Annotated in this window: 12 protein-coding genes; 7 read left to right on the top strand and 5 right to left on the bottom strand. The window is 70.9% G+C overall.

Annotated features, from left to right (window positions below):
* Positions 1 to 69 precede the first annotated feature (69 nt).
* The 7 genes from glnT to OPF83_RS14895 all read left to right on the top strand — a co-directional run bounded on the left by glnT (position 70) and on the right by OPF83_RS14895 (position 8,016).
* Entirely contained in the window at positions 70 to 1,482 is a 1,413-nt protein-coding gene (gene glnT / locus OPF83_RS14925) for a type III glutamate--ammonia ligase (protein WP_264888375.1), read from the top strand.
* Between the two features lie 58 nt (positions 1,483 to 1,540).
* Entirely contained in the window at positions 1,541 to 2,437 is an 897-nt protein-coding gene (locus tag OPF83_RS14920) for a glutamine amidotransferase (RefSeq protein WP_264888374.1), read from the top strand.
* Positions 2,438 to 2,498: 61 nt separating this feature from the next.
* Positions 2,499 to 3,242 (top strand): protein glxC, encoded by a 744-nt coding sequence (locus tag OPF83_RS14915; RefSeq protein ID WP_264888372.1) that lies wholly within the window; start codon positions 2,499 to 2,501, stop codon positions 3,240 to 3,242.
* Positions 3,243 to 3,330: 88 nt separating this feature from the next.
* Entirely contained in the window at positions 3,331 to 4,668 is a 1,338-nt protein-coding gene (locus OPF83_RS14910; RefSeq protein ID WP_264888387.1) for an FMN-binding glutamate synthase family protein, read from the top strand.
* A 52-nt stretch (positions 4,669 to 4,720) separates the two neighbouring features.
* A complete protein-coding gene (locus OPF83_RS14905; RefSeq protein WP_069389466.1) occupies positions 4,721 to 5,377 on the top strand; it encodes an XRE family transcriptional regulator in 657 nt (218 codons plus the stop codon).
* A gap of 159 nt (positions 5,378 to 5,536) precedes the next feature.
* Complete coding sequence (locus OPF83_RS14900) at positions 5,537 to 6,769, top strand: allantoate amidohydrolase (protein WP_264888371.1); 1,233 nt, start codon at positions 5,537 to 5,539, stop codon at positions 6,767 to 6,769.
* A 56-nt stretch (positions 6,770 to 6,825) separates the two neighbouring features.
* On the top strand, positions 6,826 to 8,016 hold the full coding sequence (locus OPF83_RS14895) for an FAD-binding oxidoreductase (RefSeq protein WP_264888370.1): 1,191 nt from the start codon (positions 6,826 to 6,828) through the stop codon (positions 8,014 to 8,016).
* 95 nt (positions 8,017 to 8,111) lie between these two features.
* On the opposite strand, the gene OPF83_RS14890 is transcribed toward OPF83_RS14895, so the two are convergent.
* The 5 genes from OPF83_RS14890 to atzF all read right to left on the bottom strand — a co-directional run bounded on the left by OPF83_RS14890 (position 8,112) and on the right by atzF (position 13,328).
* The gene (locus OPF83_RS14890) at positions 8,112 to 8,807 is read right to left on the bottom strand and encodes a GntR family transcriptional regulator (protein WP_264888369.1); all 696 of its coding nucleotides are present in this window, start codon (positions 8,805 to 8,807) and stop codon (positions 8,112 to 8,114) included.
* A complete protein-coding gene (locus OPF83_RS14885; protein WP_264888368.1) occupies positions 8,804 to 9,631 on the bottom strand; it encodes an ABC transporter ATP-binding protein in 828 nt (275 codons plus the stop codon). The genes OPF83_RS14890 and OPF83_RS14885 overlap by 4 nt, the downstream gene beginning before the upstream one ends.
* A gap of 96 nt (positions 9,632 to 9,727) precedes the next feature.
* The gene (locus tag OPF83_RS14880) at positions 9,728 to 10,609 is read right to left on the bottom strand and encodes an ABC transporter permease (RefSeq protein WP_264888367.1); all 882 of its coding nucleotides are present in this window, start codon (positions 10,607 to 10,609) and stop codon (positions 9,728 to 9,730) included.
* A 44-nt stretch (positions 10,610 to 10,653) separates the two neighbouring features.
* On the bottom strand, positions 10,654 to 11,610 hold the full coding sequence (locus OPF83_RS14875) for an ABC transporter substrate-binding protein (protein WP_264888365.1): 957 nt from the start codon (positions 11,608 to 11,610) through the stop codon (positions 10,654 to 10,656).
* Entirely contained in the window at positions 11,604 to 13,328 is a 1,725-nt protein-coding gene (gene atzF, locus OPF83_RS14870; protein ID WP_264888363.1) for an allophanate hydrolase, read from the bottom strand. The genes OPF83_RS14875 and atzF overlap by 7 nt, the downstream gene beginning before the upstream one ends.
* Between the last annotated feature and the right edge of the window lie 207 nt (positions 13,329 to 13,535).

The following is a 13,535-nucleotide window of genomic DNA, read 5'->3' as shown; positions in this document are numbered from 1 at the left end:
GGTAACCACCACGGGGTTTCCGCGCAGTAGGTTAGGGACACCACGCAGAAACAAGCGCCAGGAGGGCCCATGACAGTGACCGCAGATCCCACCGTCGGGGTCGCCGCTTCCCGGAACGGCTCGGCCGTCCACCCTCCGGTCGCGCCGATCAGCACGGGGGCCGACCAGGGGCCGGGCCCCCTCGCCAGGGTCGTTGCCGAGACCGGGACGCGATTCATCCTCGCCGTCTTCACCAACCTCCGTGGCAAACCCTGCGCCAAGCTCGTGCCGGCCTCGGCCGTGGACCAACTCGAGGCCCGAGAGCTCGGCTTCGCCGGTTACGCGGCCGACGCGATGGGCCAACAACCGGAGGACCCCGACCTCGTCGTCGTCCCCGACGCGCGGTCCTTCACCTCGTTGGACTTCATCAAGCCCGGGTTGGCCCTCGTGCACTGTGACCCCTGGGTGGCCGGTCGACCGTGGCGCTTCGCGCCACGCGTCATCCTCGGCCGGGTGCTCGCCGACGCCGCCACCGACGGCCTCGAGCTCAAGGTGGGCGCCGAGGTCGAGTACTTCCTGGTCCGCCGGAACGCCGACGGCACGCTCCGCACCGCCGACCCGAAGGACGACGAGTCCCACCCCTGCTACGACGCCCGCGGCGTCACCCGCATGTACGAGCACCTCGCCGGGGTCTCGGAGGCGATGAACACCCTCGGGTGGTCCAACTACGCCAACGACCACGAGGACGGCAACGGACAGTTCGAGCAGAACTTCGCCTACGACGAGGCCATGGTCACCGCCGACCGGGTCATGACCCTGCGCTACATCATCTCGATGCTGGCCGAACAACGCGACATGATCGCCACCTTCATGCCCAAGCCGTTCTCCGACCGGACCGGCTCGGGGATGCACCTGCACATGTCGCTCTGGCGCGGGGGCGACGCGGTGTTCCCCTCCGAGAGCCCGGACCGGTACGGGCTGGCGCTCTCCCCCACTGCCTACGCCTTCATCGGCGGCATCCTCACCCACGCCTCCGGTATGCACGCGGTCCTGTGTCCGACGATCAACTCCTACAAGCGCATCGGTGCACGCACAACGACCTCCGGTGCTACCTGGTCGCCGACCAATGCGACCTACGGCGGCAACGACCGGACCCACTACCTCCGCGTCCCCGACGCGAACCGGATCGAGCTGCGCGGCGGGGACGGATCCGCGAACCCCTACCTCGCGATGGCGGTCCAGTTGGCAGCCGGACTCGACGGCATCCGACGCGACCTCGACCCGGGACCGCCCGCCACCGTCACCGACACCACCCACACCCTGCCGCCGACGCTCCTGCACGCCGTGGAGGCGATGGTCGCCGACGACGTAGTGCGCGCGGCCCTCGACAGCTGTGGAGACGGGGTCGCCGACTACTACGCCAGCCTCAAGCGCGACGAGTTCACCGCCTGGCACAACACCGTCACCCAGTGGGAGATCGACGAGTACCTCACGGCGTTGTGAGCCGCCGACCACCCTGCGTCACCCACCCACCCGCTCTCACTACACCTCAGGAGAAACCATGTGCGGCATCGTCGGACTCCACCTCCGCGACCCCGGCCTCGAGCCCCGGCTCGGCGAACTGCTCACCACCATGCTCGGCGAGATGACCGACCGGGGCCCCGACTCCGCAGGGGTCGCCGTGTACGGCAACCGGGACTGGACCCCGGCCGGATCCGCGACGGTCACCGTGCTCGCCGACGGCGTCGGCGTCGACGCTCTCACCCAGCGAGTGGGCGCCGAACTCGGCCGCCCGGTCGAGGGACGAGAACTCGGCGCCACCACGTTGCTCAGCGCCGTCACCGACGTCGACTCTCTGGCCGCCGCCGTCCGCATCGCCGCCCCCGAGGTGGTCCTGGTGGGCATGGGGCGCGAGCTGGCCGTGCTCAAGGGGACCGGCCTGCCGCTTGACCTGGCCGCCGGTTTCGGCCTGGCCGGAGCCGGCGGCTGGCAGGGGGTCGGCCACACCCGGATGGCCACCGAGTCGGCGGTGACACCCGCCGGGTCGCACCCCTTCTCCGTCGGACCGGACCAGTGCATCGTCCACAACGGGTCCTTCTCCAACCACGCCTCGGTCCGACGGCAGCTCGCCCGACGCGACATCCGCTGCGACACGCTCAACGACACCGAGGTCGCCGCCAGGTTCGTCGCCGCCCAGATCGCGCAGGGCGCCGGCATCGACCAGGCGCTCGAGGAGATGGCCGGAGTGCTGGACGGCTTCTACACACTGCTGGTCTCCACCGCGGACGACTTCGCCGTGGTGCGCGACCCCATCGCCTGCAAACCCGCGTTGATAGCCGAGACCGACCAGTACGTGGCGATGGCGTCAGAATACCGGGCGATGGCGCACCTGCCGGGTATCGAGAGCGCCCACCTCTACGAGCCCGAACCCGGCCGCATCTACCACTGGCACCGCTGAGCGCGCACCGCCCACAGTCGGACCCCGTCACCGCCCTGGCCCCGTACCCGAAGGACCCACCATGACCGTCATCGCCGATCAGGCTCTCACTTCCGACCAGACCTCCGCGGCCGAGCCCATGACCGCATCCCGCGTGATCAACCTGCACGACGCCTCCCTGCGCGAGGCCAACCGGATGCTGCAGGAGTCCGACGGGACCGGCCGGTTCCTCGTCACGGAACCGAGGGGGGCGCACGCCCTGGCCGTCGGCCTCGACAGCCCCGACGAGGTGATCATCGACGGTCCGACCGGGTACTACACGGCCGGGATGAACGACGGCGCCCACGTGACCGTCAACGGCAACGTGGGCGTCGGCGTCGCGGAGAACATGATGTCCGGGACGGTCCGCGTCCACGGTTCGGCCTCCCAGTCGGCCGGCGCCACCGCGCACGGCGGCCTGCTCGTGATCACCGGCGATGCCGGCGCCCGGTGCGGCATCTCGATGAAGGGCGTCGACATCGTCGTGGGCGGGTCGATCGGGCACATGAGCTGCTTCATGGGTCAGGCCGGTCGCCTGGTCGTGCTCGGTGACGCCGGGGACGCCCTGGGGGACTCCCTCTACGAGGTCCACATCTACGTCCGGGGGTCGGTCGCCTCCCTCGGCGCCGACTGCGTGGAGAAACCGATGCGGTCAGAGCACCACGACGAGCTCGCCGACCTACTCGACCGTGCGGGGTACGCCGACGTCCCGACCGGCGAGTTCCGCCGGTACGGGTCCGCCCGCACGCTCTACAACTTCGACGTCGACAACGCCTCGGCGTACTGAACCAGCCCATCCGCTCGCCCCCGGCGACCCGCACCACAGGAGTCCACCCATGCCCTTCGACGGACCGACCCGAAATGCCACCACCGCCATGCGGCCGCCGGGCACCGACGCCCCGACCCTTCGCGAATCCGCGACCTTCCCGCGGGCGGTCATCCACGAGATCCAGCGAGCTGCCGACACAGGGATCTACGACATCCGCGGCTGGGGCGCCAAGCGTCGACTGCCCCACTTCGACGACCTGCTGTTCCTCGGCGCATCGATGTCCCGGTACCCGCTCGAGGGATACAGGGAGCGCTGCGACACCGACATCACCCTGGGTGCCCGGCACGCCTCGAAGCCCATCCATCTGGACATCCCGGTGACGATCGCGGGGATGAGCTTCGGCGCCCTGTCCGCGCAGGCGAAGGAGGCGCTCGGCCGGGGCGCCAGCGCCGCCGGGACCTCCACGACCACCGGCGACGGGGGGATGACGGCCGAGGAGCGCGGGCAGAGCTCGAAGCTCGTCTACCAGTACCTGCCGTCGCGATACGGCATGAACCCGGTCGACCTGCGCAAGGCGGATGCCATCGAGGTGGTGTTGGGGCAGGGGGCCAAACCCGGTGGGGGAGGGATGCTGCTCGGGCAGAAGATCTCCGACCGGGTCGCGCAGATGCGCACGCTGCCCAGGGGCATCGACCAGCGCTCGGCATGCCGGCACCCGGACTGGACGGGGCCGGACGATCTGGCCATCAAGATCCTCGAGCTGCGGGAGATCACCGGGTGGGAGAAGCCGATCTACGTCAAGGTGGGCGCCACCCGCACCTACTACGACGTGAAGCTGGCGGTGAAGGCCGGCGCCGACGTCGTGGTGGTGGACGGTATGCAGGGGGGCACGGCCGCGACCCAGGACGTGTTCATCGAGCACGTCGGCATCCCCACCCTCGCGGCCATCCCGCAGGCGGTGCAGGCGTTGCAGGAGATGGACCTGCACCGCGAGGTGCAGCTCATCGTCTCCGGCGGAATCCGGTCGGGTGCGGACGTGGCCAAGGCGATGGCGCTCGGGGCGGATGCGGTCGCGATAGGGACCGCCGCGCTCATCGCCCTGGGCGACAACCACCCCCGCTACGAGCAGGAGTACCGCGAGCTGGACTCGGCGGCCGGCTTCTACGACGACTTCCAGGAGGGGCGGGACCCGGCCGGCATCTCCACCCAGGACCCGGAGCTGGCCGCCAGGCTGGACCCGGTCGCCGCGGGAAGGCGCCTGGCCAACTACCTGCACGTGCTCACGATGGAAGCGCAGACCATCGCCCGGGCCTGCGGCAAGTCCCACCTCACACACCTGGAGCCCGACGATCTGGTGGCGCTGACGATGGAGGCCGCCGCGATGGCCCGGGTGCCCCTCGCCGGGACCGACTGGATCCCCGGCCATGCCGGGCAGGGCCTGTGAGATGACCGCCGCGCCGGAGGCCGCCGCCGCATCGGAGACTATCGTCGACGCCATGGGGACCGAGCCGGAGGCCGCGCGCAGGATCGTCCACCAGGCCGCCCCCCGCGAGCTGCCGGTGGACGTCCCCACCGGCGGCGATCTCGAGCGGATCATCGGGTTCCACGTCCGCCGACTCCGTCTCTCCGAGGGACTGGGGGTGGCGGAGATGGCGCAGCGGATCGGCATCTCCAAGGCGATGCTGTCCAAGATCGAGAACGCCCAGACCTCGTGCTCGCTGAGCATGCTGGCGAAGCTCGCCTCGGGGCTCGACGTCCCTGTCACCTCGCTGCTGCGTGGCGCGGACACCCGGAGGGACGCGGTGTTCACCGCCGACGGTCAGGGCGCCACGATCGTGGGCCGCGGCACGGCGGCCGGTCACGTTTACGAGCTGCTCGGCGCGCTGCGGGGCCCGAACAAGCGCATCGAGCCGGTCCTGGTCACCCTGACCGCCGAGTCGGAGGCGCATCCCCGCTTCCAGCACCCGGGCACCGAGCTGCTGTACATGCTGGCCGGCGACATGATTTATCACCACGCAGAGTCGGAGTACCGGCTCCGGCCCGGGGACTCGTTGCTTCTCGACGGCGAGGGGGTCCACGGCCCGGTGGCGATGCTCGAGCTGCCCATCCGATTCCTCTCGGTGACCGCCTACCCGGACGGTGTCGAGGGCTGATCCGGACCCCCGGACCGCCCGCCTGTCGCGTCCACCGCTGACTGCTCGGGCGCTCGCGCGCCGATGCGCCTTCTCCCACCCCACCCGGGCCGCTGCATGCCCGCACCTACCGCCCGTTCCCGGGACGCCCCGTCGTCCCCGAATCCCGAGGATCCCGCCATGACGGCCCCGACCGCTCCCACCGTCACCTCGCTGATGTCCGCGATCCGCGACGTCGGCACCGACCCCACCCGCGGCGGGTACAGCCGGCCCGTGTTCTCCACCGCCGAGCTGGACCTGCGCGAGTGGTTCCTCGCCGAGGCCGCCGCCCGGGGGCTGGACTGCGAGACGGACCGCAACGGCGTCATCTGGGCCTGGTGGAACCCGGCCGACCATCCACTCACCGACGCGGTGGTGACCGGCAGTCACCTGGATTCCGTGCCCGGGGGAGGGGCGTTCGACGGGCCGCTCGGGGTGGCCTCCGCGCTCGTGGCCGTCGACCACCTGGCCGCCCGCGGTATCCATCCGCGCCGGGCGCTGGCACTGACCGTCTTCCCGGAGGAGGAGGGTTCGCGTTTCGGCCGCGCCTGTCTGGGCTCGTTGCTGCTCACCGGGGCCATGGACCCGGCGGTCGCCGCCGCCCTGACCGACGACGACGGCACGACGTTCGGGGAGTTGTGCGCCCTGCACGGACTCGATCCCGCCCGCATGGGTCGCGACGAGGAGGCACTGGGGAGGATCGGTCGGTTCGTGGAACTGCACGTCGAGCAGGGGCGGGGCCTGATCGACCTGGGCAGCCCGGTCGCCGTCGCCTCGTCGATCATCGGTCACGGTCGCTGGCGGGTGACCTTCACCGGTCAGGGCAACCACGCGGGCACCACCGTGCTCGCCGACCGCCGCGACCCCATGATCCCGGCCTCGCGGACCGTCCTCGACGTCCGCCGGATCGCGGGCCAGCACCGGGGGGCACGGGCCACGGTCGGGCGTCTGGTGCCCACGCCCGGCGGGACCAACGTGATCGCCTCCCGGGTGGACCTGTGGCTCGACGTCCGCCATCCCGATGACGCGGTCACCGCGCGGATCGTCCATGAGATCTCCGAGGTGGCGTCGGCAGCAGCGCTTCTCGAGGGCTGCGAGGTCGCCGTCGTGCAGGAGTCGCTGAGCGGGTCGGTCGACTTCGACCCCGTCCTGCGTGACCGATTGTGCGCCGACCTGCCCGGGGTGCCGATCCTGCCAACCGGTGCCGGTCACGACGCCGGTGTCCTGGCCGCGCACGTGCCCACCGCGATGCTCTTCGTCCGCAATCCCTCGGGGGTCTCGCACTCGCCGGCGGAGTACGTCGAGGACGCCGACGCCGAGCGCGGCGCCGAGGCGCTGGCCGACGTCCTGGCCGACCTGCTCACCACCGACTGACCCCGGCCGATCGACCCCGGCCGACCGACCACCCTCACGACAGAAGGAGAACCCCCGTGACCGAGACGGCGCAGTACCTCATCATCGGCGGCGGCCTGGAGGGCCTGTCGATCGCCTGGAACCTCGCCGAGCGCGGTGAGACCGACGTGCTCGTGGTCGAGAAGGACACGCTCTGCTCCGGCATGACCGGCAAGTCCAGCGGTATCGTGCGCTGCCACTACGGTTCGCCGACCATGGCGGCGCTGAGCTGGCACAGCATCCCCGTGTTCGAGAACGCCCGCGAGTTGCTCGGCGACGACATGGGCTTCCGTCAGTGCGGATACGCGGTGATCGTCGGCGAGGAGAACGTGGTCCCGCTGCGCGCGAACGTGGTGATGCAGCAGAGCCTGGGGATCGACACCGAGCTCATCGCGCCGGACCGGATGGCGGAGCTGTGGCCGGGACTCAACGTCGAGGACGTCGCGGCCGCCGCCTGGGAGCCGCGGGGCGGCAGGGGCGAGGCGTACATGACGGGGATGGCGTTCGCGGCCGCCGCGCGTGCCCGTGGGGTGCGCGTCCGTCAGAGCACCCGCGTGGTCTCGCTCCTCCGCGGTTGCGGGGACCGGGTCGTGGGCGCGGAGTTCTCCGACGGCACGGAGGTCTTCGCCGAGCACGTGATCCTCGCGACCGGCGTGTGGGCCCCGCAGCTCGGCACCACGGTCGGGATCGACATCCCGGTCCGTGCGCAGCGCGCGCAGCTCGTGATGGTGGACCAGGGCGAGCCGCTCGGGCAGGTCCCCACGCTGTCCGACCTGGTGGGCCTGCAGTACCTGTGCCGCGAACCCAACGGGGAGATCCTGGCCGGCAACTCGGACCACGCCGCGCCGCAGTACATCGACCCCGACGCCTACGCCAACCGGGCCGATTCCTCGACCGTGGAGAAGGTCGTCGAGCGGCTCATGCACCGCCTGCCGGACATGCCCGATCCGTCGATCACAGGCAGCTATGTGGGGGCGTATGACACGACGCCGGACTACAACCCGATCATCGGCCCGTCGCCGATCGAGGGGCTGTTCCTCGCGGTGGGCTTCTCCGGCCACGGGTTCAAGATGGCGCCCGCGGTCGGTCGGCTGGTCGCCGAGTTGCTCACGGAGGGGACGACGACGATGTCGGGCGTCGATCCGGCCGACTGTCGGTTCTCCCGGTTCGCGGAAGGGCGGCCCACGACGAGCCTCCACCCGTACGTGGGCGCCGGCGAGATGCGCTGACGCGGCGGGCCGGGCACGCCCCCGCCCCCGCGGGTGGCCGTCGTACCCGGTGGCCCGGCACGGGACTACCCGGCGCGGGGCGCCCCGGCACCGGACTACCCGGCGGCGTGGAGTGCACGGTTGGTCAGCGAGCGTCGAGCTTTGTCCTCGACCTCGGCGAGCGAGGATCCGACGTGGCCGCGCAGGAGGTCGACGGCGGTGGTGACGTCGCCGTCGAGGACGCGGTCGAGTACTTCCAGATGTTCGGAGACCGTCGCGTGCACCCGCTCCTCCGTCGAGTAGTCGTACATCCTCATGGGGCGGACACGGACGTTGACGGCGCGGAGCTGATCGGTCACGGCCGCGTTCCCGCAGGCCGAGGAGAGTGTCACGTGGAACGCCTCGTCCCGCTCCACCAGATCCGGTCCCGGGGTGGGGGGTGTCGAGAGGAGCGACGACCAGACCCGGCGCAGTTCGCTCAGCGACCGGAGGTCCGGGCGTAGGTCGGGGTTCTCCGCGATTCGCCGCAGCCCGCTGAGTTCCAACAGAACCCGCAGCTCGTAGAGGTCCCGCAGAGCGGGGAGGTCGTAACGGGCCAGAAAGTAACCGTCATCCCGGCGCTCGAGCAGGCCGTCGGCGTCCAACCTGATGAGCGCCTCGCGAAGCGGCGTGCGGGACACCTCCAGTTGGTCGCACAGGCGGCCCTCGACCAGTCTCTCCCCGGGCGCGAAGCGGCCCGTCGTCACGAGCTCGCGGAGACCGTGCAGCGCACGAGCGGACTGCGAGAGGCCCGCCTCGCCCCGCGAGGTCACGACCCGTCCCCGTGGATGAGGCCGGAGATGGCCCGTTCGTACCTGTTGAACTCCGTGTCGTTGACGTCTCGGGGGCGCGGGAGTTCGATGTCGACGTCGGCGATCACGTGGCCGCACAGGCCCGATCCGGCGCCCCCCGCCATCACGATGACCCTGTCGGAGAGGTTCACCGCCTCTTCGACGCTGTGCGTGATGAACACGGTCGTCGTCCCGGTCTCCCGGTGGATGCGGGAGAGTTCCTCCTGCAGCGAGCTGCGTGTCATGGCGTCCAATGCGCCGAACGGCTCGTCCATGAGGAGCACGCTCGGCCGGTTGGCGAGGGCCCGGGCGATCGCGACGCGCTGCTGCATACCGCCGGACAACTGACCCGGGAAGCGGCCGGCCGCGGTCTCCAACCCGACGAGCGCGAGCGCGTCACCGGCCACCGCCCTGGCCTCCTTCCGCGACATGCCGTTGCGGCGGGGGCCGTACGCCACGTTCTCCAGGGATGTCCTCCACGGGAACAGCCCGTAGTCCTGGAAGACGACCCCGCGGTGGGGACCGGGGCCACGGACGGGGACGCCACCGAGTTCGATGACACCGTCGGTGGCCGTCTCGAAACCGGCGAGGAGCCGAAGCAGGGTCGACTTCCCGCAGCCGCTGGCACCTACGATGCTGACGAACTGACCCGCCTCGATGTGGAGGTCGAGGCCCGAGAGCGCGAGGACGTCGGAGTCCTTGCCGGGGAATCGCATCTCCACCCCTCGCACGGAGATCGCGGCGCCGGGGGCCGAGGTGGTCGATGACGAGGCGGGGACGGGACGGGATTCGAGTGTGGTGGTCATGGGAGGTCCTTTCGGGAGTCGGGGAGCGGGTGGCACGGGGGGTGCGTCGCAGCGGCGGGCGGGCCGCCGCCCGACCGGGTGTCGTGCCCGGGGAGGTCAGGTGAGCCCGGGGCGGCCCCGGGTGACCGTGCACAGCGCGCGGCGCAACAGCGCGTCCGAGAGCAGGCCGGCCACGCCGATGGTGAGCATCCCGGCGATGATCACGTCGGTGCGGCTCATGTCGCGGGCCTGGGTGATCAGCGCCCCGAGGCCGGTGGTGATGCCGACGGTCTCGCCCACCACCAGGACCACCCAGGACAGGCCGAGCGCCACCCGCAGGCCCGAGGTGATCGAGGGCATCGCCGACGGGAGAACCACGTCCACCAGCACCCGGAGGCGGTCGGCGCCCAGCATCTGGGAGGCCTCGAGGAGGCGCGGCGGCACGGCGTGGGCGCCGGCAATGGTGTTGAGGAGGATGGGGAAGAACGCGGCGAGGAAGACCAGGAAGATGGTGGATCGGTCCCCGTACCCGATCAGCAGCAGACTCAGCGGGGCCCATGCGGTGACGGGGATCGGGCGCAGGATGCCGATGGTGGAATCGAGGAGTTCGCGGATCACACGGAGGCGGCCCATGAGGATGCCGAGGGGGATCGCCACGGCCGCGGCGAGCAGGAACCCGTTGAGTACTCGGAGCGCGCTAGCCGCGGTGTGCCGCCACAGCGAACCGGACAGGGCGTCGGAGCCGGTTCCCACCGCCAACCCGATCCAGGTCTGCGCCACCGTCAGGGGATCGCTGAGGAACCGCATGTCGATGCCGAACGGCAGCTGCCACTGCTGACGGACCGCGATCCACCACAGGGCGAGGATGACGAGCGGGATCGGCAGGGCGAGCAGGATGCGGCGGGTCCGGCCCCGGCCGCGCCTGACGGCGGTGGCGGGCACGACGTGGGGTGTCGAGGTGGTCCGGCGCTCGATCGCCGGGGGAGCGAGAGTGGTCATGTCCTGGTCTCCTTCTCGAAAAGCCTGGCTGGGATCGGGGTGCGTCAGTCGGAGTGGACGAACGTGTTGACGTCCGGTGCCGAGGGGATGTGGCCGACGCGGACCATCTGCTCGATCAGGGCGGCGAGCTGGGCGCGGAACTCGTCGTCGATGTCCGATCTGGGCCATGTGTTGGCCACGGCGAGGGCGGTGATCTCCGGGTCGAGGGAGAACTGCTCGACCACCCTGTCCCGCCACTCGGTGCGGTGGGCGTCCATGTACTCGACCGCCTGACGGTGGACGTCGGCGATCCTTCCGACCTTGTCCGGGTCCGCGTCGATGGTCCGTTGGGTGACCCCGAGGCCGATGTTGACCTTGCCGACCGGCGTGTCGTACGGGGAGGCGATCTCCACCGCCCCGGAGTTCTGCCGGGCCGTCGACGGACCGAGCTCCGCGGAGAGGAAGGCGTCGATCCGACCACCGCCGAACGATGTCGCCATCTCGGAGAAGGGCAGATTGACCAGGGTGACGTCGCGGTCGGCATCGAGTCCGTGTCGGGCGAGCGTCAGGCGCAGGAGGATCTCCTGTGACGATCCCCGCGGGTACCCGACGGTCCGGCCCCGGAGGTCCTCGACACTGCGGATGTCGGGTGTGCCGACCAGCCCGGACCCGCCGTCCGCGGCGACGGACAGCAGTCTCAGGTCCTCGCCCGCCGCCGCGCCGGCGAGCAGAGCGGGAATGCCCACCACACCGAAGTCGATCTGTCCGCTGACGAGAGCGTTCTTGATGTCGGGAGAGGAGTCGAACGTGGCGATCTCGATGGCCAGGTCGGGAGCGAACTGCTGGTAGAAGTACGGCGCGAACAGGTGTGGTTGGCCCCGCAGGGTGCCGACGGTGATCCGCTCGAGGTCGCTCTCGCTACCGAGCGTGGTGAACGTGGAATCGATGGTGGAGCAGGCGGTCGTGGACAGCGAGAACACGGCGACCAGCGCCAGGAGTACACGGCGAAACGGGGTCAGCATCGGGCGTCGTCCTTACTGGTGTCGAGGGTGGTGGCGAGGTAGAGACGCCAGTCGGTGTGGTCGGTGATGTCCTCGGCGCCGCCCAGGGCGTCGGCCGTGCAGCCGAACCCGACGACCGACTCACCGCCGTCGAGCGAGACGCGTGTCAAGCTCATCGGGGCCGGGAGCTCGGCGAGCAGGCGCCCGAGAGCGGAGTGCGGGAGGCGGTACAGCTCACCGTTGATCGACCGGCCCGTCTCCTCCGGGCGGGCCGGGACGAGGCCGGGCTTCGGGGGCACCGTCGGCAGGGAGAACAGTCTGTAGTCGGCCGAGGTACGGATGTCGCCCACGAACCGTGCCCCGAGCGACTCGAGTTGATGGTGCAGCGGCTGGCCACGGAGGTGGGCGCCGAAGACCGCGAGCCTCGTGTCCGATCCGGGCCAGATCTCGGGGACCGGCCCCCGGTCCTCCGCAGCGCTGGTGCCGAGCAGGGTGGAGTGGACGCGGGCGGCGAGGTCCGCGGCCACCTGGTCGTGGTCCCGGGGGGCCAGCACCATCACGCCGAAACGTCCCGGGCCGATCGACCGTCCCGGGACGGCGACACCGCACATGTCCAGGAGGTTGCAGAAGTTGGTGAACGTGCCCAGACGTCTGCTCACCTCGAACGGTGCCGCGGCGACCTCCGCGAGGGTGGGGTGGTCGGTGGTCGTCGGCAGGAGCAGACCGTCGATGCCCGTCATGAGGCGGCGAGCGTGGGCTCCGGCGTGGGCGAGGCATTCCAGGTCCCCGACGAACTCCACGGCGCCGGCGTCACGGCCACCGAGGATGATGGCGGCGACGGTCGGGTCCAGGTCCTCCGAGCCCCGGGACACGGCGTCACCGACGGCCGCATAGCGCTCGGCGACAAGGGCGCTGTCGTAGAGCAGCCTCGCAGCGTCCAGGAGCGGGGAGATGTCCACTGTGACGATCTCGACGCCCGACCGCTTCAGCTCGCGTACCGCGTGGTCGAAGGCCTCACGGTACTCCGCATTCAGGGCGGACAGGTCCCGTTCCCGCGGGACGGCGAGTACCGCTCGCGACGGGGCCGCCAGCGGGACATCGTCCCGTCTGGGGCCGCAGCGCGGATCCGCGCCGTCCGGCCCGGCGATGATGGCCATCACCCGGGTGGCCTCGGGCACCGTTCGCGCGAACACGCTCACGCAGTCGAAATCGGCGCACGCGGGCACGACGCCGGTGGCGGGAACGAGCCCGGGGCTGGGTTTGAGGCCGACGATCCCGTTGAAGGCCGCGGGAACGCGGCCGGAACCGGCGGTGTCGGTGCCGAGTGCGAAGTCGACCTCGCCGTCAGCCACGACCACGGCCGAGCCCGAACTCGACCCGCCCGCGATGCGTTCCGGCATCCCCGAGGCGTGCACCGCGCCGTACGGGCTACGGGTGCCGACCAGGCCGGTTGCGAACTGGTCCATGTTCGTCTTGCCGACGAACGTCGCACCGGCGTCGACCAACCGCTGCACCACCGTCGCGTTCCGGGGTGGAGTGGTGGCGAAGGAGGGGCAGCCAGCGGTTGTGGGAACGCCGGCGACGTCGATGTTGTCCTTGACCGCGAACGTCAGGCCCGCGAGCGGAAGGTCCTCGCCGTTCGCGGCACGCGCCAGGGAATTGTCCACTGATCGGGCGATCTCGTCAGCGGCGCGGCGGTGGATCCACGTGGGGTTGCTCCGGGGCGGGGTGGTGAGCATCGGGAATCCTCTTCTGAACTGGGGGGATACGATGCTGTATACGGTGCGGTGTACGAGTTACCGCTCTGGCAGCGGCGTGTGACGGCGGTGTTGCGGCGGGGGCTTCCGCGTTAACAACCGGTGGCAGACCCGGCCTCCTGCAGCGCGGGGAGCAGTTCGCGCTCGGCCAGCTCGAGGAACGGCGACTGGTCCCGCGCGACGTGGTGC

Source organism: Dietzia sp. NCCP-2495 (genome assembly GCF_026011735.1).
Taxonomy (GTDB): Bacteria; Actinomycetota; Actinomycetes; order Mycobacteriales; family Mycobacteriaceae; genus Dietzia.
The sequence above is the reverse complement of the archived record's forward strand: the minus strand, read 5'-3'. Positions and strand labels throughout refer to the sequence as shown.

Excerpts from the sequence above, each read along its gene's own strand:
- OPF83_RS14900 (WP_264888371.1), top strand. The coding sequence starts at position 5,537 with ATGACGGCCCCGACCGCTCCCACCGTCACCTCGCTGATGTCCGCGATC.
- OPF83_RS14905 (WP_069389466.1), top strand. The coding sequence starts at position 4,721 with ATGGGGACCGAGCCGGAGGCCGCGCGCAGGATCGTCCACCAGGCCGCC.
- OPF83_RS14915 (WP_264888372.1), top strand. The coding sequence starts at position 2,499 with ATGACCGTCATCGCCGATCAGGCTCTCACTTCCGACCAGACCTCCGCG.
- OPF83_RS14885 (WP_264888368.1), bottom strand. The coding sequence starts at position 9,631 with ATGACCACCACACTCGAATCCCGTCCCGTCCCCGCCTCGTCATCGACC.
- OPF83_RS14910 (WP_264888387.1), top strand. The coding sequence starts at position 3,331 with ATGCGGCCGCCGGGCACCGACGCCCCGACCCTTCGCGAATCCGCGACC.
- glnT (WP_264888375.1), top strand. The coding sequence starts at position 70 with ATGACAGTGACCGCAGATCCCACCGTCGGGGTCGCCGCTTCCCGGAAC.
- OPF83_RS14875 (WP_264888365.1), bottom strand. The coding sequence starts at position 11,610 with ATGCTGACCCCGTTTCGCCGTGTACTCCTGGCGCTGGTCGCCGTGTTC.
- OPF83_RS14920 (WP_264888374.1), top strand. The coding sequence starts at position 1,541 with ATGTGCGGCATCGTCGGACTCCACCTCCGCGACCCCGGCCTCGAGCCC.
- OPF83_RS14880 (WP_264888367.1), bottom strand. The coding sequence starts at position 10,609 with ATGACCACTCTCGCTCCCCCGGCGATCGAGCGCCGGACCACCTCGACA.
- atzF (WP_264888363.1), bottom strand. The coding sequence starts at position 13,328 with ATGCTCACCACCCCGCCCCGGAGCAACCCCACGTGGATCCACCGCCGC.